Origin of the sequence: Leptolyngbya sp. FACHB-261, from assembly GCF_014696065.1 — a bacterium.
Classification (GTDB): Bacteria; Cyanobacteriota; Cyanobacteriia; order FACHB-261; family FACHB-261; genus FACHB-261.
The window spans coordinates 195359-217085 of record NZ_JACJPL010000024.1 but is presented as its reverse complement, the minus strand read 5'-3'; the positions used below and the strand labels follow the sequence as shown (position 1 = coordinate 217085).

The following is a 21727-nucleotide window of genomic DNA, read 5'->3' as shown; positions in this document are numbered from 1 at the left end:
TTAACGGGTAAACCTAAGGGGCTGCTAACTCGCCAGATGATGCTCCAGCGCAAAGCGTACCAGTTCGGCTCGATTGCTGGTGTTGCTTTTACTCAGCAGGCTGCTGACATATTTCTCAATGGTGCGGGGGCTGAGGTGCAAGCGCTCCCCAATTTGAGCGTTAGATTGCCCTTCCGCCAGCAGCCGCAGGACTTCCTGCTCACGGTTAGTCAAGGTAAAACTCAGGACCGACACGGGTTTACGGTCGGCATTCTCCTCGGTTTTAACATCCGTTGAACCGGAGTGATTGGTGCCCGGCGTAGTAGTGCGGGTGAGCAATTCTGTCTGGAACAACTGCGTCCGGTCTAGTAGGTTACGCACAACGGCAGCAACCTCTTCCAACTCGAACGGTTTAGGCAAATAGGCATCACAACCTAGTTGATAGCCTTTAATCCGCTCGTGAGTTTGGGTTTTAGCGGTCAGAAAGACCACCGGAATTAAACGAAACGCTGGCAGTCGGCGAACCCGTCGAACGAATTCGTAGCCATCTAGCCGAGGCATCACAATGTCGGTCACAATCAAATTCGGGCTAGCCTTTTCTGCCATTGCCAACCCCTCCTCACCGTTGGTGGCGGTGAGTGTGCTGTAGCCGCACAGCTCTAAATAGTCGCTGATGGAGAGACGAATTCCTGGCTCATCATCGACGACAAGGATGGTCAGAGGCATGGCCTATCGTGACAAAGGATGCGGGACACACCCCACATCCTATAACTATCTTTAATGCTGCGTCGATTCTTGACCGCTCTCGCGGATGCTAGGCTAACGTCTCGGGACAGTAGCCTAAGCCCTGAACAAACTGCTTGCGGAACTCTTCGATTTCCTGCCGGTCTACCTGACCGTGGGAAACTACAGCGATCTGGTACTGGCGCATCACATTCACCGGGGACTGCCCAACTTCCAGAGCCCAGAGAGCCATTTGCAGCCGGGGGCTGGGTTGACAGGGAATTCCTAGTTCGTTAAGTAGGGCCCGGAAGTCTCCGTCCCTCTGCACTGTGAGATCTTGATTGAAGCGGATGTGGACGACCCAGCCATCAACCTGATGAATCACGCTCATGAAGCGGACACTCAAACGGGCGTTCTGGTGCAGATACTCAACTAAGCGAAGCACAAGGCTTGCGTTGGCTAGGTGATACAGGTAACTCATCTCTGCTATTCCCCCGAGCTGGTTCGCTCTGTATCGTTATTTTCACGGAGTTCGCTGTGCACTAGTAGGGGAGAAGCACGACAGTTGCTGGGGATATCTCCCCATCTTTATAGATTCTCTTTAGTATTGAGCCCAAATAGCTCTGAATTTCTGATGTTCAGCTCTCTGACCGCCCATGTCTGATCTTCAAAATGAGAGTGCGCTGCCCCTGCAATCTGAGTCAGCCTGTGATCAGCATCTGAGTAGCTATGACTACTTACTGCCTGAGGAACTTATTGCCCAAAATCCAGTGGTGCCTCGCGATAGCTCGCGGCTGTTGGTGGTTCATCCAGACTGTCATGAGCACCGCAGCTTCAGAGATTTACCAGGGCTGCTGCGTCCCGGGGATTGTCTAGTTCTGAACAACACGCGGGTCATTCCAGCTCGCCTCTATGGACACAAGTGCCATCCGGTCAGCGGTCAGCCGGGAGCGCCTGTGGAGCTACTACTCCTAGAAGAAGTGGCAGCCAACCAGTGGCATGCTCTGGTGAAGCCAGGGCGACGACTGGGCGTGGGAAGCCGGTTGGTTTGTGGCAGCGCTCCTGGCCCGGTAGTTGGGGCTAAAGTGCTGGCCACGCTACCAGAAATTGGAGGACGGCTGATCGAGTTTGACCTGCCCCCCGGTGAATCCCTCTGGTCACGCTTGGATCAACTGGGGCAAGTGCCATTACCCCCCTACGTAACCCAGTCTCAGGCCACTCCCGAGCAGTATCAGACGGTCTATGCAGAACGCCTGGGTGCAGTGGCCGCACCAACTGCAGGGCTCCACTTCACGCCCGAGCTGCTGGAGAGCTTGCGTTTGAAGGGCATTCAGCACGGCTTCATAACGCTACATGTTGGGGTCGGTACCTTTCGACCTGTAGAAGTGGATGATGTGCGCAGTCACAAGATGCACAGCGAGTGGATCGAAGTCGGGCAACCCACTGTCGATCTGATTGCGCAAACTCGTCGGGCCGGGGGCCGGGTCATCGCCGTAGGCACCACTGTTGCCCGTGCCTTGGAAAGTGCTGCGCAAGCGGGTTCCCTACAGCCTTACCAGGGCAAGACCAACCTGTTTATCTACCCCGGCTATCGCTGGCAAGTTCTCGACGGCTTAATCACCAACTTCCATTTGCCCCGCTCTAGCCTGCTAATGCTGGTCAGTGCCCTCATTAGCAGGGAGCGCCTACTACAGCTCTACACCGAAGCCATTCAGCAGCGCTATCGCTTCTATTCCTTTGGCGATGCCATGCTGATCCTCTAACCAAACAGCATCAGCCACAAGGGCAGCGTCAAAAGCACTCCCATCGAGCCTACAGATAGAGCTGTGACCGTTAGAGTCCGATCAAGATCATAGGTCTCAGCGAGGACCAGGGTGGCGAAGGCAGGGGGCATGGCAGCCTGTAGCACTACAGTCAGCCTAGGGAGACCAGTCAGTCCCACGAGCGTACTCACCGCTCCTACCAGCAGGGGTACCAGCAGCAGCTTGATGCCAATGGCAGGCAGAGCCGAGTCTAGACTGTGCCAGGAGGAAACCTGGACCAACCGCATTCCTAGCAGAATCAGAGACAGTGGAATCATGCCCCAGGCAAACTGTTGCAATCCCGTCTCCAACCAACTGGGCAGTGCCAAGGGGCGTGAGACCAGAGCCAGCGTGAAACACCAAGGCGTAGGGTTGTAAAGGATAGGTTCTAGTAGGGTTTGTAGAGCGATAGTCTGCTTCTCGCTCATTTGCTGTTGGTGAGCCCTCCGAAAATGGGCCGCTAACCCGACCCCCAGACCATAGGCTCCCACTGTTGTCCCAAGCAGGTCGTAGAACACTGCCCAGCCAAATGCATCAAGGCCACAGAGGGCTAAGACTACGGGGAAGCCAATGTAGCCTGTGTTGCCAAACATTGACGCCAGGAAAAAACTGCCCTGAGCTGCAGGCTGCTGCAACTGCTGGTGCGGCTGGTCCTGACTACGATTTAGCCAAAGCTTGGCTAGAGCTGCGCCGATGCCGACGCCACCCCAGGCCATCAGGGCGGCAAGCCAGACGGGACCGCTCAAGTCGGCCTGCCGCAGCCAGCCAAATACCCCAAATGGCACACCGACCCAATACAAAAAACGCCCCATGTTGAGCGGCAACCACTTAGGAACCCGCTTGCCTAAGACCACGCCCAATAAGGTCCAACCGATGAGTTGGCCGTAGAGGGTCAGCAAAGATACGGCGGCCTCTGCCGATAATGTGCGCAAGCCCTACCCTCCTGGAGTTGTGAAAGTCACCACTTCTCCATAGAGCTGGCACAAGGAAATCACAGCACCGCCCAGCAGACTCATTATGATTGTAAAAATTGCGTGAAGGGTTCTCCTGCTGGCCGCCTGCTTGAGGCAGGATCCTGAGCAGCACTCTGTCAATGCGAAGAGATGGGTTCTTAGCAAAATTCGCTTTCACATCGTTGCGTTTCTAGTTCTCCTCGTAACTTTCTCCTGAGCTCCATGACACAACCGAATTGCCGCCGCTCCCTGCATCTTGGTCTACTGTCTGCTGCCTTGTCTGGGGGCGCGCTGGCGCTTACCACGGCTGTTGCCTTGGTGGTAAGTCCGACCCTGACCGGTACAGTTGAGGCTGCTCTGCAAGATAGCCCTAAAACCGTCGTTGATGAAGCCTGGCAGATTGTCAACCGCGAGTATGTCGATCCCCAGTTCAATCGGGTGGACTGGCAGCAGGTGCGGCGCGATCTGATCTCACGTCGCTACAGCAGTCGGGCAGACGCTTATACGGCCCTGCGGGATGCGCTGAAGCGCCTGGACGACCCCTACACCCGTTTTCTAGATCCTCAGCAGTTCCAGGCCCTGACAACCCAGACTTCCGGAGAGCTAACGGGTGTTGGAATTCGCTTGGAGCTGAACGAGAAGACAAAGGCGCTAACCGTAGTGGAGCCGATTGAGAATTCACCCGCCCTGCGTGCAGGGGTGCAGGCCGGTGACCGCATTCTCAAAATCGACGGGCGCACGACTGAGGGCATGTCTCTAGAGGCCGCCTCTAACTTAATCCGAGGTCGCGCCAATACTCAGGTGCGTCTGATGCTAGAGCGTCAGGGTCGCCCCTCCTTTGAGCTGACTCTGGCCCGGGCTCGCATCGATTTACCAGCCGTACGCTCTGCTGTGCGTACTGAGGGAGACCGCAAAGTTGGTTATATCCGCCTCAATGAGTTCAGCGCCCACGCTGCTGAGCAGATGCGCGCCGCGATTCAAAGCCTGAATGCACAGAAGGTGGATGCCTTTGTTCTAGACCTACGGGGTAACCCAGGGGGGCTCTTGAGCAGTGGCATTGAAGTTGCTCGCATGTGGATTGATGATGGCGGCATTGTGCGCACCGTAGACCGCAATGGCAAGGCAGACCAAGCACGGGCCAATGGCACTGCCCTGACCAATCTGCCTTTGGCGGTTCTCGTCGATGCTGGTTCTGCCAGTGCCAGCGAAATTGTCACCGGTGCTCTCAAAGACAACAACCGCGCTGTTGTAGTTGGTACCCCAACCTTTGGTAAGGCTCTAGTCCAGTCCGTGCACTCGTTGTCGGATGGTTCAGGGCTGGCCGTTACCATTGCCCACTACTACACGCCTGCTGGCACTGATATTAGCCAGCGGGGCATCACCCCCGATGTTGCGATCAGTCTGACTGATGAGCAGCGCCAAGAGTTAGCCTCCCATCCTGACACCATCGGCACTAACATCGATCCTCAGTACAAGCAGGCAATTGCCCACCTGAGTCGGACGGCTGGGGCTTCACGTCCTACTGCCGGTCTATAACCAGTCCATTTGCTCGACCACCTCAGCAAAATTGCTGGTTTTGCTGAGGTAGCCTTGCTTGCTAAGGCTGACTGTGTCAGGATTTCTACTAGTCGTTGTAGTGCCATTCAAGTTATCAACAGGGCTTGGGTGATCGTACCTGGTGCCAAGTCTCTAATCGTCTGAACTTGCTGATCCGGACAACCGGTGTGCAGGTTGGATATGTTTAGGGAGATGGCACAGTATTGCTGGCTGGAGATCACAACTGAACGAGCATGGACCTTAATGAAAACGAGGACCGGATCCAAAGGTTGTTGGACCAAGTCAAGATGGCTCTACAGCAGCAGGAGTACGACCGCGCCATTGCCGCTGGCCAAGCGATTCTTAATGAACGTGCTGACCATTCGGAGGCGCTAGCTCTACTCCAGCAAGTGAGGAGATGCCAGTACGAGCAGCAAGTTCAGCAGGGTGAGCGTCAAGCTCAGCAGCAAGCTCAGCAGGCTCTTGACCAGGTTCAAACCTTGCTGATTCGGGGACAGTGGCAGGCAGCGTTACAAGTAGCCGATACAGTTCCTCATTTGGAGCCCTGGTCCAGCAAGGCTGAAGTCCTCAGGCAACGGGCTCAGAAGTCCTTGGCGGCTCAGCTGCAAAAAGAGCAAGCCCAGCAAGCTCTACAGGAGGCTGAGCGGCTATTTGGCAACGAGGATCTAGAAGGTGCTCTTGCCCAGGTCCAGAAAGTGCCTGAAGGGTTGGAATGCTCCGCACGAGCCATCGCGCTACAAACAGCAATTGAGCAAGCTCAGGTTCTAAAACGAGAATACGGTCTAGCCTGTGAGGCTTTCGAACAGCGTGCCTTTGACAAGGTGCGCGAACGGGTTTTGCTGCTGTTACATGAGGTCAGTTGGCAGGCCCGCGCTCGGGCTCTGTTGGACAAAGCTACCACTCAGCAACAGCAAGATGAGCAAGCACTGGCTTTACTCCCCCGTCTCAGGACCCTAGCCGCGCGGGGACAGTGGAAGGCGGCGATTATCGAAGCCAATGCGCTCCTGGCCCTCTTTCCTGGCCAACCTGAAGTGTTAAGGGTGCTGCAACAGGCTCAAGAAAAGCTAGAAGCCCCTTCAGATAGGAATCAGCGAGCAGAAGGGGCAGTAGCGAAAGACCTCGTAGAACCGGACTCAGACGAGCCAGGTTCAGACAAGGTATCTCAACGGTCTCCCTCTGAAACATTACTCAGGCCTGAGGTTAGCCCAATCCGTCCGCTCCTAGAGCCTGGCTTGCGTGAAGAACGATTGCGCCTGCCGCCACGTTATATCGGCTTGGCCTTAGCGGGTGTATCGGTGCTGGTCGGTGCTAGTCTGCTGCTATTAACCCGAAAGCCATCAGTCCCAGCTCCCTCAGCCACGCCCCCTGGCTCCAGTGCTCAGCCCAGTCCACCCTTAGTCTCATTAGCGGTTGCTAACCAAGGTTGCACTGTTGGAGAGTTGGACCTGTCCTCGCTGCGGCCAGAAGTTAGCCAAGAGCGTCGAGCGATTCTCGAGCAGGCCCAAAGGCTAGCTGCGGTGGACACTCCCACCGCATTAAAACAAGCCATTGAGAAGGCTAGCTGTGTTCAACAGGTGCCAGACCGGGATGGGTTGTATCGCGACGCCGAAAAACTGACGGCTGAGTGGTCAAATCGGCTCTGGCAGCGGGCGGATACCAGTGTGAAACGGGATGACCTCGGCAAGGCCATCACTACCCTGCAACAGTTGCCGCCCAACTCGCCTCGCTATGTAGAGGCTCAGACGTTGCTGCGGACTTGGCGTTCTGCGCTTCAGCAACGCCAGATCGATTACCGACACATCCAAACCGCTCAAGCTCGTCTGGCTGCAAACCCCAGCGACCCAAACACGCTACTCGCAGTGGCAGCCTACCTGAATCGAACTGTGCCTGAGGGCCGTCCTCACTACCCTGTTGCTCGTCAATTGATTGAGCGCATCGCGCAGCAACTCTGGTTCATATCCCAAGGTTTGCAAGACCAAGGCAAGGTTGCTGATGCGATTCGTTTAGCGAAGCAAATTCCCCTGGATACTGCTGCCCGTACCGTTGCTCAGAATACACAGATTCAATGGCAGCAGCTGTTGACTGCTGCCACTCCCTCATTCAGCCCACCCCCTCAGCCTGAGCGCAGCCCGGAACGTCGTCTAGCCCGCTCTAAGGCTCAGCCCAATCAGACTCCATCCCGTCCCCCTCAGCCGTTGCCGCTTGACCAGAACCAAGATCCAGTTTTGGCCCTGCTACCCAACCTGAACGAGGACCAAGTCTCCATGAACCAAGCCCGCTCACTGGCTAAACAGGATGACCCCTATGCCCTGCGCGCTGCTGTAGAGAAAGCGAGCAAAGTCAGTAACGGGCCCTACCGTCGAGAAGCACAGGCCTTGATTTCTCAGTGGTCGCTTAATATGTGGCGCCTCGCCCACCAAGAGTATCGGGCAGGCAATCGCCGTAAGGCTGTGGATATCCTGCGGCTCATTCCTAACAACACAACAGTTTGGCAGCGCCACGCACGCAACGATTATCAACGCTGGAAGCGTGAGTTTGAATAGTTGTGACAGTCATTTGGCCTGTCAATCTAGCTTGTCAATGGCCCGACTAAACGAACCCAGTCCGGTCTGATCGTATGCTGGGAAGGCGATTGCTGTTGTTGTAAGGGAGACTCTAAGGCTATGGGTGAAATGCTAACGGCTGCAGTCCTGTCTTTCACGCTGATTCTAGTCGGCATGGGATTGGGATTTGCGCTTCTGAAACTTCAGGGCAGCAAAGAGTAGGCAGCTAAATTCATGACCCGCTTTGCAATTGCTACCGGTACCCCCGAAGCTGCTGAAGCTGCTGTGGCAATTGTGGAGCGGGGTGGCACAGCCATTGACGGTTTAGTTGCTGCTGCCTTTACGCTCTTGGTTACAGAGCCGCTCTTCTGCGGCTTGGGCGGCGGCGGCTTTATCTTGCTGCGCTCTCCTGATGGCAAGGTTGAGGCGATTGACGGCTATGGGGCCATGCCCGGTTTACCGAGCCAGCAACCGCCTCCCCGAGCCGGAGGCTTGGCGGTTCCCCTACCCTATGGGGACGGTATCAAGACTGGGATTGGCCATGCTGCCTGTGCTGTACCGGGGGTGCTGCGAGCACTGGCTAAAGCCTGGGATCTAGGGGGCTGTTTGCCTTGGGCCGAGCTGCTGCAACCTGCAATCCACCACGCTAGTGTCGGGCATCGGCTACACCGTAACGTTGCTTACTTCCTGGCCCTCTCTGCGGCCAGCATTCAAGGTTTTAGTCCCGCCTCGCGCCAAGTATTTTTCCAAGACGATGGCATTACGCCTCGTGCGGCGGGTGAGCTATTTGTCCAGGCTGACCTAGCTCAGAGCTTACAGGTCGTTGCTACTGAGGGGGCAGAAGCGCTTTACACCGGCAGTTTAAGCACAAAGCTGGTCTCAGACATGGCCGCCCATGAGGGTGTAATCACGGCTGAGGATTTGAGGGCTTACCAGGCTGTTGTGCGGCAACCCCTGCAAATTAGCTGGGGAGATTGGCAGATCTTTACCAACCCTGCGCCTTCTCGGGGCGGCGAACGGCTTGCCTTTCTGTTAGCCAACAGCCAGGGATTGGGTTTACCGGAGCAGGCCAAACTGCTGCGCCGTGCTATTGAGCAGGGGCGAGGGCTATTTCAATCTGGCACAACCCACACCTCAGCAGTCGACCAACAAGGCTACGCTGCCTCGCTCACGATGAGCAACGGTTACGGCTCAGGCGTTGTCGTGCCTGGAACTGGCATTGCCCTCAACAACAGTTTGGGTGAGCTGGAGTTGCACCCCGAGGGCCTGCACTACCCACCTGGAGAGCGATTGGAGAGTAATATGAGCCCCACGATTGCCGTTCATGCTGATGGACGAGTGATTGCTTTGGGCTCACCAGGGGCAGAGCGCATTCCTACAGCAATCTGGCTAACCTGGTTGAACCTAAGCAGTGGTGCCGAATCTGAGGCTGACTTGATTCAGGCCGTAGCTTCGCCTCGCTGGCATGTGGAGGCGCGTCCTGAAGGTTGGACCTTTCTGTACGAACCCGGCGTTGCGGCACAAACTCTGGCCGCAGAATTTCGCCTACGTCCTTTCGAAACGCTGGATATGTACTTCGGCTCGGCACAGGTGGCGCTCTTAAATCGGGCTGGTACAGTTCAGGCAGTAGCTGACCCGCGTCGGACAGGATCTGTGGGCTGTCTATAGTGGGTTGCCTGTAATAGGCTGCCGCTAGTGGACTAGCGGTGAAACTTAACATCAGACAAGCAACGATTTTTGCCCGCTCTAGAAGGCCTTCACAGAGCGGGTCTCCCTGTCTTTTGTGATCTTCAGAAACAGAACGGGTGATGGTGAGCAACCAGATCTGTGATTTTGATCCGGATCTGCTACTGTCCAGCGCGGTAAACAGTTCCCTAAGTGGCACAACCGGGGTGCAATGAAGCGCTTCTTATCGGAATCGCTTCGTGGCAAGCCGTTTTTCAACGCAGTGGCCTCTGTAGCTTGTGGCAAACGAGTAGGCGTTAGTTGGCAAACCGTGATGATGACTAGTACCGGACCCGTTTCAGTTAGCGACGCGCTTCACTATTACACCTACAGTGAAGGAAGCTCCATCGACTTGGTTGAACCCGTAATCTTCTACATCGACTCTGGCTTGGTGATGCTCTGCGCCAACACCCCAGAGGAGGGGGATTACAGCGTGGGTATCTTGGGACCCGGTATGGTATTTGGTCGAACAATCGCCGATGAAGGCTGCCAGGCTGTGGCATTGGTCACAACTCAGCTGAGAGCTTTAGCCAGCACTCAAACCATTGCTGACTTGAACTTGCTCAATGACGCTCTGATCGCTCGCCTGCGGCATACCCACACTCTGCTAGAAGTTGCTAATCAGCGCCCAGTCATGCGACGCTTTTGCAGCTTGCTAGAGGTCTTGGGCAATCACTTGGGCCGGACTACGCCGCAGGGTGTGTTGATCGACGTGCGCCTAACCCACCAGCAACTAGCAACGCTGATTGGCTCCACGCGGGTCACGATTACCCGCATGCTAGGCGAACTTAAAGATCAGGGAGTCGTGTGCCAGATGGAGAACCAACGCCTGTTGCTTAGGCGAGCCGCCTAGACGAAGAGGGCAGCTCTATTCCAGGTGATCTAGGGCAACGGCCACGGGGGTTGGTATTCCCTCACTTTCCTCCTCGTGCGCAATAGCGGCTGCTGCTGGCTTAACCAGAGGCAGCAGAACCGGTGGCGCTGTCAGGTAGCGCACCTGATTCACTTGAGGGGCTTCGCCTACAATCAGCACCCAATCTCCAGACTCAAGACCAGTTGCGCCATCGGGCAAGCGGATCAGTTGACCTTCGCGACGGATCAGTTGTACTTGGACACCGTAGCGACGGCGCAGATCCAAGTGCGACAGAGTATGGCCGGCCAAGTTGCTGTCGGGGTTAATCTGTACCCACTGACTAAACAAATAGCCATCGGGTAAAGCGGCCTCGCCTTCTGCCAGTGCCTTAAACGCTGCTAATTCGTCGTCTTCCCCCACCAGCAACAGGCGGTCGCCAGCCATGAGCAGAGTTTGAGCGTCGGGATAGTCCAACTCCTCACCCTCGTCGCGCTGAATAGCCATCAACGTAACGCCCGTCAGACGCCGTAAATCGGTCTCAGCCAGGTTCATACCGATTAACGGTGACCCCTCGGGTAGGTCAAACCATTTGCCGTTGAGATCCCTAGAGGCAGAACGTACATCTCGGGCCAGCTCGGCGGCTGCACGGGTTGGGCGCAAATCTAGATAATGGCTGTCGCGGATCAGGCCAACTTCTCGCAGCACTGATGGGATTGGCTCTCCCAGATCCAGCAATAGTCGGGAGCACAGTTCCAGGCTGGCTTCAAAATCGGGCTGCACAACTTCTTTGGCACCCAACTGATACAGCAGCTCGATATCCTTGTCGTGGTTGGCACAGACAACAATGTTCAGCTCTGGTGCTACTTCAAGGGATCGCTTCAGACACAGGCGAGTGCTCATCGAATCAGAGAGGGCAATCGCCATGGTGCGCGCGCGGTCCACATGAGCCTTAGCTAATACGAGTGGGCTGGCAGCATTGCCATAGACGTAGGGAATCCCATCCTCCCGCAGTTGCTGAATGGCGCTTTCTGACTGGTCGATGACTAACACGGCATAGCCCCGGCTTTTGAGCAGGCGCACAACATTGCGGCCCTTGTGCCCATATCCACAGACGACAGCATGACCTTGACAAGTTCCCGTGGTTTCGCAGACCTCGCGCGGCTCTTCCTCCCCCTCTAGCCAGCCTTTAAACGGCGGCACTTTTTCTAGTAGCCGGAACAGTTGAGGTGTCAGGCGCAGTACAAAGGGTGTCACCATCAGCGTCACCGCTGTGGTGCCCAGAATCAGCAGATACACCCGCCGCGAAACCAGCCCTAGTCGTTGGCCTTCGCTAGCCAGCACAAAGGAGAATTCCCCAATCTGAGCCAGCCCCAAACCGGCGATCAGCGCGGTGCGCAGAGGGTAGCGGAAGGTCATCACCAGCGGCGTGATCAGGGCAAACTTGCCCACAAAGGTCAGCGCCACCAGTCCCAGGATCAGCTCCAGGTTGTTCCACAGGAACACCGGATCGATCAGCATGCCGATTGCGGCGAAGAACAGTGTGGCAAAGACATCGCGCAGCGGCTCAACGACCGAGAGAGTCTGGTCAGCGTATTCCACCTCGGAGATCATGAGGCCCGCTACGAACGCCCCCATCTCGATCGAGAGACCCAGGTGCTCAGTGAGCAGTGCAATGCCCAAACACAGGGCAATCACCCCGAGGAGAAACAGCTCTTTACTCTCTGTGCGGGCCAAGAGCTTGAGTAGAGAGGGCACAACCCAGATGCCCATTGCCAGGGCCCCAGCTGCAAACATTACCGTCAACAGCAACGCCTGCCCTATGGCCATGCCAATTTGCTCGGCAGGCTTATCCAAGGCGGGCAAAACGGCCAGCATCAAACCAAGGGCTAGATCCTGCACGATCAAAATCCCCAGCATCACCTGACCGTGGGGAGTTTCGGTCTCGTTCCGCTCCATCAAGCTCTTGAGCACCACGGCTGTCGAAGACAGCGATAGGATCGCGCCTAAGAATACCCCTTGAGGTGGGGTGGTGACCCAACCAACCGTGACTGAGAGCAGGGCTGTCAGGCTGATCGTCAGCAAGATTTGCAAGCTACCGCCGCCCAGGGCAATTACCCGGACTTTTTTCAGCTCTCCTAATGAGAACTCGACGCCTAGAGCGAATAGCAGGAAGGCCGCTCCTAACTGAGCCAGCGTTTCTACCTGAACTAGCTCTTTGACCAAAGCCAGTCCGGCTGGGCCAACGACGATACCGCCAAGGAGATAGCCCAGCAACACGGGCAACCGCAGGAGTGAAGCCATGACGCCTCCCACTGAGGCGGCAGCCAGCACAGTCACCAGGTCCACAATCAGTCTGAAATCTTCCTGCACAGTAGGTTGGAGGCTGATGGTTAAGTTTTATTGTCCTGAACTCAGAATACCGATTTTTACCGGAATCTGGGTATTCTGACCCGAAGCCTGGATGACAGGACGACTGACTATTTCATTGTGCGACCAGGTATGACAAAACTCGGGCAAATTGGCGGTTTTGGGGGTGCTCTAGCGGCGCTGTTGGTGACACTACCGGTTCAAGCCTTGCAGATCAAGGTTCTACCTCAATCTCCGGCGCTGGGGGATACAGTCCAGGTTGAGGTGACCGATTCCACGGCTCCAACCGTGAGCCTCAACGGGCGGAATTACCCGGCGTTTGTGATTGGCCCTAATCGCTGGCGGGCCTTGCTGCCAACGTCTCCGCTGGACCGCCCAGGGGCTTTGCGAATACAGGCCAGTAACGGCAGCGAAACTCAGCAGACGGTGGTTAATCTGCGGGCTCGGCAGTTCCCCACCCAACGCATCTGGCTTAGTAGCAGTAGCGATGGTCCCGGTCTGAGTCAAATAGAGCGCGACCGTGTGGCCCAGTTTAAGGCGACCGTTTCCCCAGAGCGTTTCTGGAGCGGTTTATTTCAACGTCCCAGTCAGGGTGAGATTTCGACCGTCTATGGCGTGCAGCGCTACTACAACGGCCAATTTGCGCAGGATTACTACCATCGAGGCGTAGATTACGCAGCGGCAACCGGCACTCCCGTAGTGGCGCCAGCCGCAGGGCGAGTAGTCCTAGTGGGGCGAGAAAGCCAGGGCTTCCGGATCCACGGCAACTGTGTTGGTCTCGACCATGGGCAAGGCGTCCTCAGCATCTTCATGCACCTCAGCCGCGTGAATGTGCAGGAAGGTCAGATGGTACAGCCTGGGCAAACCATTGGAGCTGTGGGAAGCACCGGCGCTTCCACTGGCCCCCATTTGCATTGGGGACTCTATGTGAATGGTGTAGCTGTCGATCCGGTGCCCTGGCGCTATGGTTACGACAATGGAGGGCCGATTCAGTAGCTTGGCGGACTCTTTGGAGGTGTGGCTTAGGGAGTACATTCCCGGCTCAGCATCACCTGTCCATTTGCCAAACGGTAGGCTCCTGCTGGCTCCACAATCGGATCGCCAGGTTGCCAGGAACGGGCAGCGTTGTGGCGTGCGGGGATAGACCGCACGCCACCGGTTGGATAGGGAGATAGGGTATCCCCTGGACGCAACGGCAGGCTGCCTGCCCCTGTGATCAAAAAGTTACCTGCCTGTTGCTGGCTGCGAGCGATGCAGCTATTGGCAATTAGGGTGCTGGTATCAATCAGGTTGGCAGGCAATTGCGTCAGGCCATTTTGCAGAAAGCTGATGTCGGGCAGGCTGATCGTTCCAGAGGCTAAGGTGCCGCTGGCATTAATATCAACTCGGCCATTGCCATCTAACTTGGTGTTTGAGTTAATTGCCGAATTTGGGTCATTGGGTTGATAGCGGAAGCCAAAAAAGATGGGCGTTGCCAGGGTGATATTGCCACCTGCCCCTTCAGCTGCTGAAGCAATGATGTCGCTGTCAGCAAAGGCAAGAATTGTATCGGCTTGCAAGAAGATATTGCCGCCACTACCACTGCCACTGGTCACATCAGTGGTGATGTCACTATTACCTTGTAAGCGAATGTTGCGGGCCTGAATGGTAATGCTCCCTCCAGTGGCCTGATCCGCAGCTGTGCTGATATTGCTATTAGTAGCTTGTAGGGGACCACTAGCGTTGATCGTAATCCGACCGGCGTTCCCATTGCCCTGACTCCGAGCAGAGATTTCCGCGCCGCTATTCAGGGTCATGGAGCCAGTCTGGAGCCTAATATCTCCTCCCTGTCCAACGGCATTAGTGCCACTAACTGCTGTCGAGATTGAGCTATTTCTGCTTAAGGTAATCGCTTGGGCATTACGCACATTTATACTGCCCGCGTCGCCTCTTCCTGCAGTTTCAGCAGACAAGCGAGCATTGCTAGTCAACGAAAGGTTTCGGGTTTGCAGATCAATGCTACCGCCTTGATTAGGGCCTGAGACTGTCACATTTGCCCCCAGGTTTACAGCTGTAGAAATTCTGCTGTTGTTGAGGTTGACTAAGTTGGCGTTGCGCACAGAAACATTACCGGCGCGGCCTCGGCCTGAAGTTTCTGCTGACAACTGAGAGCCAGTATTGAGCAAGAGCGAGCGAGTTCGCAGATTAATACTGCCTCCCTGTCCAGCCGCATTAGGGTTGCTAACTGCTGTCGAGATTGAGCTATTTCTGCTTAAGGTAATCGCCTGGGCATTTGCATTAATACTGCCTGCGTTGCCTTCACCGGCAGCCTCAGCGGACAGCCGAGCATTGCTATTGAGCCTGAGAGATTCAGTATTGATCCGAACACTGCCACCCCTGCCTCTAGCCTCAGTATCCGCAGAAATCGAGGCTCCGTTTTGAATCAACAATTGCCCAGGTTGCAGATTTGAACGACTACTGGTAGAAGAAGCGGCGTTAGCCTCTAAAGCTTGAGGCAAAACCTGGTTGCGTACATCAAGGTCAATGTTGCCTGCATCGCCAGTGCCTCGGCTAAGACTGGTAATTTCAGCCCGACGATTAAGGGTGAGTGCATTGGCGTTTACCTGAATAGGACCTCCCTTCCCAGCTCCAGCAGTATCAGTCGAGATCACAGCGCCATCCTCGATAAGCACTTGGCCCGCATTGATTGTGATTTCGCCGCCAGCACCTTGCCCCTCTGACCGGGCCAGCAGGCCACTGTCTGCGCCATCGCTAAAAATGATCTCGTTGATCGAGGTGACACCGTTGGGTATCCCTACTCGGGTTTGGGCATCAGCCCTGCGGTCTTGGTATTTGGGGTCGTTCCCGGAAAGCCGAAGCTGCTCAGTGTTGCGGATGTTGATGTTGCCTGCTGCTCCCTGGCTAAAGGCTGTAGAAACGAGCTGTCCCCCGCCGCTGAGATTAACCGTTTGGGCCTCGACCGTAATGTCACCGCCCTGTTGAGCACTCTGGCTCCTGGCATTGAGCACGGCTCCGTCAGACAGGCGCAACTCTCTAGCAATGACCGTGATATCGCCACCTTGCCCTCCGGCCCCTTCTTGTGTACCGGTGGAGAGGCGGCTGGTAATGCGCCGTTCATCATCCCGCCCAGATAGCTCAACTAGACCTGTGGGTGCGGTAATACGAATGCTGCCCGCATTGCCCACGCCACTAGTGGATGCTTCAACATAGCCACCCCCTGTAGCTGAGAAGGAGCTTGCTTCAATGACGATATCGCCACCGTTGCCCTCTTTGCCCTCCCGGCCCACATTGCTACGTATCCTGCCGCTATTGGTGATTGTGACTGGACCACTAACGCGAACTGTAATATCTCCCGCGTCTCTCTGACTGCTATCGCCAGTCCCAGGCTCACTAGAAGTGTTAGCCGTAATCTCAGCACTGTTGAGAATCGAGAGGGAGGCTGCATTAATCGTGACATCACCGCCACCGCCTACGGCTCCCGCTCTGGCCTGACTGCGGATGCCAGTTTGATCGCCTGTCTGCCCTGGCACTGTTTGTAGCAGGACTGCACCATCAACCTCAATCTTGATGGTTCCCGCATTACCAATTCCGCCGGTGGCGATATTAATGCGCGCGCCTGCCCGGCTGCTAGTACTAACAATCGAAAGCGACTCGGCATTAATTGTAATGTCACCGCCGCTGCCTACAGCATTACCAGCGACTTGGCTAGAAATTTCAGTATTGTTGGAGCTGGTCGTTATTCGAACGGGACCAGCGATAGTGAGGCGGATATCGCCTGCATTGCCTTGTCCTATAACGTCGGCACTTAACTTTGCGCCATTGGTAATGTCTAGGGAACTGCTTTGAACGGTGATGTCCCCGCCATTACCCCGACCAGTGCCATTGATGTTGTTCTCGACTCTACTCCCTTGCTCAATAAGGGTTGCGCCAGTGGCATTGAGGGTAATGTCTCCTGCCTGAGCTGCTGCTGAGCCTTGGCCTGACTGGATACCAGCAAAGAGATTGCTACGTGAAAGGGTAATGTTAGCTGCATTGACTGCAATACTACCGCCGCTCCCGGCAGTGACATCAGCGCTGGCACTGTTTGCTAAGGAAACATTGGCTCGGGCTGTCCCTTGTGGGAACTGCAAGCGCAATTCATTCCCTACTGGACCTTCAACAGCTAGGCCCACAGTGCCCTGATTGGCTAATCCGCCTAATTCAATGCGCCCGCCTCGCGCTAGTAACCTCCCACCCGTTACTTCCACATCACCACCCAGTAAAACAATGCTGCGGCCAGGATCCACTTCTAACCGGCTATTTCTAGAAGCTTGAATGCTATTCGGCTGACTAGTCCCTGGAGCAAAGAGAAATGCCGAAGGATTAACTGTGAGCAAAGTATCGGTCGGGTTAACCGGTGAGGTTAATGAGAAGCTACCTCCACTCGGAAACTGAATCTCATTAGCTGTTGTGCCAATAAATGAACCGCCAATATCAAGCTGTGCATTGGGGCCAAACAGAATACCGCTAGGGTTGATTAGAAACAGATTGGCCGTTCCCTGAGCCCGAATAATGCCTTGAATATCGGAGCGAGTGCCACCTGTAACCCGCGAGAAGATATTAGTAACCGACGCATCGTTTAGAAATGTAGCGGTTCCCCGCGCTGGAACATCAAACCGCTGAAAACTGTGAAATAAATTCCTGTTGCCAACTCTGGTGCCGCCTGTGATCTGGAAGTTGCGGCCACTAGCAGAGACAGAAGTACCCAAAGTGTTATCAGACTCAACCTGCGCTTGGGCATTAGCGCCAACTGCTGCAGTCAGTCCTGCTAGAACGATTGACCCTGCTAAGGTGAGCCACTGGCCCTGAAACAAACTCTTGTGCTTGACTTTCTGATTGGTCACAGCCTTGCCTCCTGAATGAAGGGAACGTCCTAATGCCTTGCTCAGCACAAGCACCAACTCCAGTCACAGGCGACCCTGAAAATGTTGAAGATCAGTATATGAGGATTTTTTAGCTGAAAAACAGCTCAAAAGTGCTTTATGACTGGTTGAACACTTTAAGTTTGATGGCTGCTCGCTTAAGTCCATTCACCTATTGATCTCTTAATAATCTGGATTCTTAAGATCTGGAGATCTGGATACTCGTAGGCGTTTTTTGAGGAAGCTGGAATTTGCGGGGGCATTGGCCTGCTGACTAGGCAAGTCACAACCAAAACCTCCTCCGAGACTTTGGGAGGCAGAGGTCTAGACAAAGCGGTAGGCTATGGGACGCGGCTCTTTTAAGTTGGTTTTCTCATGGCCCTCAACTGGCAAAAAAAACCCTTGGATCGGCTAACCCTTTTCGGGGTATCCCTGAACCAACTGTGGTCAGGCAGCTGGATGGGCAAGCTGACAAATCTCTTCAGCCATCTAGCGGGGTCGCTAGCAGCTTGGCGAAGAGGCAGTGCGCTGTTGCAGTGGGGGGAGCCACTCGCCGTGGCTCTGCTAAGCCTGTCATTTGGCATCGCGCCCTACAGTTCAACCACGCTGATTGGACTGTTGCTATTTGGAGTTGCTGGCTTCTGGGCTCTGCTGGTGCTTAGTGATAGCCCAGAGTCGGGGTTGTGGACGCCGACGCACCGAGCCGTGTCGGCTTACTGGTTTGTTGCCACTGCGGCGACAGTCCTCTCGCCAGTCAAAGCAGCGGCTTTTTCAGGCTGGTCGAAGCTGACGCTTTACCTGCTGCTATTTGTGCTGCTGGCGCGGCTATTGCGTCAGCCCCGCTATCGCTCCTGGTTGGTAGCGGTGTACCTGCTCACGGCCTTGATTGTGTCGATCTATGGGTTGCGGCAGTGGTTCTTTGGCGCTGAGCCCCTCGCCACCTGGACCGATGCCAATTCTGATCTGGCCAATACCACCCGGGTCTATAGCTATCTCAGAAACCCTAATCTGTTGGCTAGCTACCTGCTTCCCGCTGTGCCTTTGGGGCTGGTGGCAGCCCTCAACTGGCAGCGCTGGCCAGCCAGAGCCTTGGCCCTCATGATTGCAGGTATGAGCGCGGCCTGTGTCGTTCTTACCTTTAGCCGGGGCGGCTGGATCGGCTTGCTAATGTCGGGAACCATGCTAGCCGTTCTGCTGGTGCAGTGGTGGAGCCCTTTGTTTCCAGGCGTTTGGCGGAAGCTAGCCCTGCCGGGGCTATTAGGAGCGCTGGGCGTCACTGTCGCTGGTGCGATTTTAGGGGTTCCCACGGTGCGCTCCCGCTTCTTGAGCATCTTCGTTGGTCGAGGGGACAGCAGCAACAACTTCCGCATGAATGTTTGGCAGTCTTCGCTGAATATCGTCCGAGACCACCTAGTCATTGGGATTGGACCGGGCAACGAAGCCTTCAACCAGGTTTATCCTCTTTACCAGCAGCCCGGTTATACCGCTCTGGGCACCTACTGTGTGCCTCTGGAAATTGCAGTAGAAACAGGCGTTGTGGGGCTAGGCGTCTATGCCTGGCTAGTCAGCACTGTACTGCTTGGGGCCTTCCGCAGTCTTAAGCGGCTGAGTCGACAGCGCGACCGAGAAGCCTTCTGGCTGATTGGGGCTCTGGCTGCCATCGTTGGCTTAATGGGACACGGCCTGGTTGATACCGTCTGGTACCGCCCTCAGGTGCAAATGCTCTGGTGGTTAGTCATTGGTTTGGTGGTTAGCTTTTGGCAACCAGAGACCCTCTCCCGTCCCATCGTTGATGCCGAGAGAGATAGTTGAGGGTCTAAGGAAATAGTGGCTGCGCTGAAACTGAGCTAGGCCAATGGCTAGCTCGGGTACCAGAACATACCCTTGATGCCCTCTGGGTCTGCCACAAAGCCCAGTTGGTTGTAGAAATCGACGACGTGCGGATCAGCGAACAGCGTGATGTTGCTGATATCCTCATTGCGCAAGTGTCTGATAACCTGCTGCATTAGCGCTTTACCCAGGCCACGCCCCTGAAAATCGGGATGGACGACCACATCCCAGATTGTGGCGTTGAAGGCATGATCAGAAGTAGCGCGCGAAAAGCCGATCAGACGCTTGTAGTTGCCCCGTCGTTCCCACATAGACACCACGAGGAAGCTATGCTGGATGGCCTTACGGACTTTGCGAATCGGACGACGGGACCAGCCGACTGCATCACACAACTCCTCTAGCTCGTAGAGATCGATATCTCGCTCGGTGCTGAAGAAGATGTTGCTCTGCTCAGACCCAGCCCTGCCAGAAGCCTGTAGACCCTCACTGTAGTCCGCGGCGGAAGCTGGGTTGACCAAAGGGTCAGAGCCGCTGAACAAGCTTTTCCAGAAACCCATGCAGCCGTGGTTGAGGTAGAAGTTAAATGGCGGTAGTAGATAGTATATCCCCCGACTCCGACAGTCATAGTGTCATCATGGGGGAACCTGCGGGAGGTCATGAGCCGGAATTGGTTCCGGAGAGACCTTTACGCCACCTAATCGGGTCCGCCCAAGAGCAAGCCAGGCTTGAAAGAGAGCTGGGATACATGGCTCAGGTCTCCAGAACTGCGACTCTGGATTTGCTCAAGCGATTTAACCGAGCATTTCCTCAGTTCTACGAGCAATTCGTCAGCAGCGAAATTCAGCTTCAGAACCTGCGTCTGGCTTACCGCCTCTATCAGACGCAGCAAGCTGTGATTGAAGTTCGGCCTGAGGGATCTAAGAGCGCCCTGCATTTTGCCTACCGCAACCAATCCTTTCTGCTCAGTGACATCTTTGGTGTGCTGGCCGCCTATGGGCTGACTATTCACAGCCTCAGCCTTTACGGCCAGGTGCACTCGCCCATGCTGGTGTTCATCAAGCTAGTAGTGTCGAGGGGGGGTAAGGCGTTAGCTCCCAAAACAGCGGAGAACGTCTGCCGAGCGGTTCAAGAAGCCCTTGCGGGTCGCTTCGAAGTTGAAGAAATGCTCTCGGTAGAGTTCAACTTGGATGCTGGCTTGGAACAAGTGGCAACAGATTTCTATGTTGATCCGGTCTTTCATCTGCCAGCACTGCTGATCGAGGCCGACAACCAACCTGGTCTGTTCTACAAGGTGATGTATGCCATCTGGCAGGAAGATCTGCTGGTCGTGAACGCTAATCTCCTGGTCTGGCGGGGCCGCACGCGCCTGATCCTCTACCTGCTGGGGCCAAACGAGAGCCTGATCCCCGAATATTTGGGTCACAAAATTGCAGATGGCCTCAAGCATCGCCTGATGAAGCAGCAATGGCGACGCTAGATAGAGCGTGACCCAAATCAGGGAGAGGGCTCCCGCCAGTAAGATGAGAGTATGGCAACCATTACCATTCGGGGGGCAGAGCACGCTTATGAACTCACGCCCCCACCTGAGAGTCAGCCTGCTTGGGGTGATGTCGCGCTCACCTCAACCTCATCTGACCGGCCAGTCTTGGTCTTCATCCACGGTTGGCTCCTGAGCCGACGGTACTGGCAGCCGCTCGTGGAGTGTCTGTCTCCCTACTATCGTTGCCTGACCTACGACTTGCGGGGTTTCGGCGAGTCTGATGTGGGCGACTGCGAAGCCTATGGACCTGCCAGCTACGCTGAAGACTTAGTAGAACTGCTGACTCAGTTAAATCTACACAACGCCTGGTTGATTGGGCATTCTTTGGGCGGCAGTATTGCCCTGTGGGCGGCTGAGTTGGCTAGTGAACGGGTCGCAGGCGTCATTTGCATGAACTCCGGCGGCGGCATTTACCTCAAAGAGGAATTCGACCGCTTTCGTTTTGTAGGGCAAATGCTGTTGCGCTTCCGTCCGCGCTGGTTGCCCTGGGTGCCATTTATCGACCGGCAATTCGCTCGCGATAGCGTGGCGCGGCCCCTGGAGCGCTCGTGGGGTCGTTGTCGAGTGACTGATTTTGTTGTGGCTCACCCAGCTGCGGCCCTGGGTACGCTGCTCGATTCCACCACTGAAACCGAAGTGCATTTGCTGCCTCAAATTGTGGCGCGGCTGAAGCAACCGGTCTACTTCCTGGCTGGTCAAAATGACCCGATCATGGACCCCCAGTATGTCCGCCACCTGGCCAGCTTCCATGCCAGCTTTAATGACAGCGGTGACAATGTGATCGAGATTCCTGACTGTGGTCACTTAGTTATGGTGGAGCAAACTGCTCTGGTCGCTGAGCAAATTCGTGAGCTGGTTGCTTAGGTGTACGAATCAGTGTACGGAACTCAAGCGACCAGAGCAGGAAAAACAAGTGTGCTACCGTTGCGGCGCGCTTGTTTGATCATTTTTGGT

General features: G+C 55.5%; 16 protein-coding genes. 10 read left to right on the top strand and 6 right to left on the bottom strand.

The window, feature by feature from the left end:
- Nucleotides 1–24: 24 nt before the first annotated feature.
- A complete protein-coding gene (locus H6F94_RS15480) occupies nt 25–705 on the bottom strand; it encodes a response regulator transcription factor (RefSeq protein ID WP_190803135.1) in 681 nt (226 codons plus the stop codon).
- An 88-nt stretch (nt 706–793) separates the two neighbouring features.
- Complete coding sequence (locus H6F94_RS15475) at nt 794–1183, bottom strand: hypothetical protein (protein WP_190803134.1); 390 nt, start codon at nt 1181–1183, stop codon at nt 794–796.
- A 175-nt stretch (nt 1184–1358) separates the two neighbouring features.
- Here H6F94_RS15475 and queA point away from each other — a divergent pair, with 175 nt between their 5' ends.
- Nucleotides 1359–2465, top strand: coding sequence for a tRNA preQ1(34) S-adenosylmethionine ribosyltransferase-isomerase QueA (gene queA, locus H6F94_RS15470; RefSeq protein ID WP_190803133.1), 1107 nt, complete (start codon nt 1359–1361; stop codon nt 2463–2465).
- Here the strand turns inward: queA and H6F94_RS15465 are convergent.
- On the bottom strand, nt 2462–3436 hold the full coding sequence (locus H6F94_RS15465) for an AEC family transporter (protein WP_242041209.1): 975 nt from the start codon (nt 3434–3436) through the stop codon (nt 2462–2464). The genes queA and H6F94_RS15465 overlap by 4 nt on opposite strands.
- A 243-nt stretch (nt 3437–3679) precedes the next feature.
- On the opposite strand from H6F94_RS15465, the gene ctpB reads away from it, so the two are divergent.
- The 5 genes from ctpB to H6F94_RS15440 all read left to right on the top strand — a co-directional run bounded on the left by ctpB (nt 3680) and on the right by H6F94_RS15440 (nt 10135).
- A complete protein-coding gene (gene ctpB / locus H6F94_RS15460; protein WP_190803132.1) occupies nt 3680–4993 on the top strand; it encodes a carboxyl-terminal processing protease CtpB in 1314 nt (437 codons plus the stop codon).
- 254 nt (nt 4994–5247) lie between these two features.
- A complete protein-coding gene (locus tag H6F94_RS15455) occupies nt 5248–7557 on the top strand; it encodes a tetratricopeptide repeat protein (protein ID WP_190803131.1) in 2310 nt (769 codons plus the stop codon).
- A 120-nt stretch (nt 7558–7677) separates the two neighbouring features.
- Nucleotides 7678–7779, top strand: a complete 102-nt coding sequence (gene petM / locus H6F94_RS15450; protein ID WP_190803130.1) for a cytochrome b6-f complex subunit PetM — start codon at nt 7678–7680, stop codon at nt 7777–7779.
- 12 nt (nt 7780–7791) lie between these two features.
- The gene (locus tag H6F94_RS15445; RefSeq protein ID WP_190803129.1) at nt 7792–9225 is read left to right on the top strand and encodes a gamma-glutamyltransferase; all 1434 of its coding nucleotides are present in this window, start codon (nt 7792–7794) and stop codon (nt 9223–9225) included.
- Between the two features lie 229 nt (nt 9226–9454).
- Nucleotides 9455–10135 carry a Crp/Fnr family transcriptional regulator gene (locus H6F94_RS15440; RefSeq protein WP_190803128.1) on the top strand — a complete coding sequence of 227 codons (681 nt, stop codon included), beginning with the start codon at nt 9455–9457 and terminating at the stop codon, nt 10133–10135.
- A gap of 15 nt (nt 10136–10150) precedes the next feature.
- On the opposite strand, the gene H6F94_RS15435 is transcribed toward H6F94_RS15440, so the two are convergent.
- Nucleotides 10151–12505: a monovalent cation:proton antiporter family protein gene (locus H6F94_RS15435; protein WP_190803127.1), complete on the bottom strand. Its 2355-nt coding sequence runs from the start codon at nt 12503–12505 to the stop codon at nt 10151–10153.
- A gap of 129 nt (nt 12506–12634) precedes the next feature.
- Between H6F94_RS15435 and H6F94_RS15430 the strand changes: the two genes are divergently transcribed.
- Nucleotides 12635–13498 (top strand): M23 family metallopeptidase, encoded by an 864-nt coding sequence (locus H6F94_RS15430; protein WP_190803126.1) that lies wholly within the window; start codon nt 12635–12637, stop codon nt 13496–13498.
- 26 nt (nt 13499–13524) lie between these two features.
- Here the strand turns inward: H6F94_RS15430 and H6F94_RS15425 are convergent, their stop codons facing one another.
- Entirely contained in the window at nt 13525–17385 is a 3861-nt protein-coding gene (locus tag H6F94_RS15425; protein ID WP_190803125.1) for a two-partner secretion domain-containing protein, read from the bottom strand.
- Nucleotides 17386–17778: 393 nt separating this feature from the next.
- Between H6F94_RS15425 and H6F94_RS15420 the strand changes: the two genes are divergently transcribed.
- On the top strand, nt 17779–19215 hold the full coding sequence (locus H6F94_RS15420; protein ID WP_190803124.1) for an IctB family putative bicarbonate transporter: 1437 nt from the start codon (nt 17779–17781) through the stop codon (nt 19213–19215).
- Nucleotides 19216–19262: 47 nt separating this feature from the next.
- Here H6F94_RS15420 and H6F94_RS15415 read toward each other — a convergent pair whose 3' ends face one another.
- Nucleotides 19263–19790, bottom strand: a complete 528-nt coding sequence (locus tag H6F94_RS15415; protein WP_190803123.1) for a GNAT family N-acetyltransferase — start codon at nt 19788–19790, stop codon at nt 19263–19265.
- A gap of 188 nt (nt 19791–19978) precedes the next feature.
- Between H6F94_RS15415 and H6F94_RS15410 the strand changes: the two genes are divergently transcribed.
- A complete protein-coding gene (locus H6F94_RS15410) occupies nt 19979–20710 on the top strand; it encodes an ACT domain-containing protein (RefSeq protein ID WP_190803122.1) in 732 nt (243 codons plus the stop codon).
- A 51-nt stretch (nt 20711–20761) separates the two neighbouring features.
- Nucleotides 20762–21637: an alpha/beta fold hydrolase gene (locus tag H6F94_RS15405; protein ID WP_190803121.1), complete on the top strand. Its 876-nt coding sequence runs from the start codon at nt 20762–20764 to the stop codon at nt 21635–21637.
- The last annotated feature ends 90 nt before the right edge of the window (nt 21638–21727 follow it).

Coding starts and splice junctions, on each gene's coding strand:
- H6F94_RS15405 (WP_190803121.1), top strand. CDS start 20,762: ATGGCAACCATTACCATTCGGGGGGCAGAGCACGCTTATGAACTCACG.
- H6F94_RS15430 (WP_190803126.1), top strand. CDS start 12,635: ATGACAAAACTCGGGCAAATTGGCGGTTTTGGGGGTGCTCTAGCGGCG.
- ctpB (WP_190803132.1), top strand. CDS start 3,680: ATGACACAACCGAATTGCCGCCGCTCCCTGCATCTTGGTCTACTGTCT.
- H6F94_RS15445 (WP_190803129.1), top strand. CDS start 7,792: ATGACCCGCTTTGCAATTGCTACCGGTACCCCCGAAGCTGCTGAAGCT.
- H6F94_RS15455 (WP_190803131.1), top strand. CDS start 5,248: ATGGACCTTAATGAAAACGAGGACCGGATCCAAAGGTTGTTGGACCAA.
- H6F94_RS15415 (WP_190803123.1), bottom strand. CDS start 19,790: ATGGGTTTCTGGAAAAGCTTGTTCAGCGGCTCTGACCCTTTGGTCAAC.
- H6F94_RS15480 (WP_190803135.1), bottom strand. CDS start 705: ATGCCTCTGACCATCCTTGTCGTCGATGATGAGCCAGGAATTCGTCTC.
- petM (WP_190803130.1), top strand. CDS start 7,678: ATGGGTGAAATGCTAACGGCTGCAGTCCTGTCTTTCACGCTGATTCTA.
- queA (WP_190803133.1), top strand. CDS start 1,359: ATGTCTGATCTTCAAAATGAGAGTGCGCTGCCCCTGCAATCTGAGTCA.
- H6F94_RS15440 (WP_190803128.1), top strand. CDS start 9,455: ATGAAGCGCTTCTTATCGGAATCGCTTCGTGGCAAGCCGTTTTTCAAC.
- H6F94_RS15475 (WP_190803134.1), bottom strand. CDS start 1,183: ATGAGTTACCTGTATCACCTAGCCAACGCAAGCCTTGTGCTTCGCTTA.
- H6F94_RS15420 (WP_190803124.1), top strand. CDS start 17,779: ATGGCCCTCAACTGGCAAAAAAAACCCTTGGATCGGCTAACCCTTTTC.
- H6F94_RS15410 (WP_190803122.1), top strand. CDS start 19,979: ATGGCTCAGGTCTCCAGAACTGCGACTCTGGATTTGCTCAAGCGATTT.